The organism is Pseudomonas sp. EL_65y_Pfl1_R83 (assembly GCF_963970695.1).
GTDB classification, from domain to species: domain Bacteria; phylum Pseudomonadota; class Gammaproteobacteria; order Pseudomonadales; family Pseudomonadaceae; genus Aquipseudomonas; species Aquipseudomonas tritici.
Window position 1 is genome coordinate 1 of the sequence record NZ_CAXAQI010000140.1, and the last position, 601, is coordinate 601.

The window sequence follows — 601 nt, forward strand, 5'->3', positions numbered from 1 at the left end:
GTGCCCATGGCCCGCTTGCGCCCGCCACGGCGGCGCACGGTCAGCTTCTCCTCGCGATAGATCCGGAACAATCGCTTGTGATTGACCACATGCCCCTCGCGTCGGAGCAGAACGTGCAGCCGCCGATAGCCGAACCGTCGCCGCTCATGGGCAATGGCCTTCATCCGCTCGCGCAGCAAGCCGTCATCGATCCTGGTGGCCCGGTAGCGCATTGTCATCCGACAGCACCCCAGCGCCTGGCACGCCCGCCGCTCGCTCATCCCATGGGCAGTCTGGAGATGGGCGACAGCATCCCGCTCGGCAGCGGGCGTTACCATTTTTTTCCGAGGAGGTCCTTCAACGCCGAGTTGTCCAGCATCGCATCGGCCAGAAGCTTCTTGAGCCGGCCGTTCTCGTCCTCGAGCGCCTTCAGCCGCTTCGCCTCGCTGACGTCCATGCCGCCATACTTGGCCTTCCATTTGTAGATGCTGGCGTTGCCCACGCCATGCTTGCGGCACAGATCGGCGACCGCAACCCCGGCCTCCTGTTCCTTCAATATTCCGATGATCTGGTCTTCGGTGAACCTGTTGCGCTTCATCTCTGGTCCTTGTCGTGGGGCCAG

1 pseudogene is annotated in these 601 nt (G+C 63.4%); it reads right to left on the minus strand.

Annotated features, from left to right (window positions below):
• Positions 1-577 (minus strand): annotated as a pseudogene (locus AACY08_RS28070) (transposase); the annotation flags it as partial.
• Between the last annotated feature and the right edge of the window lie 24 nt (positions 578-601).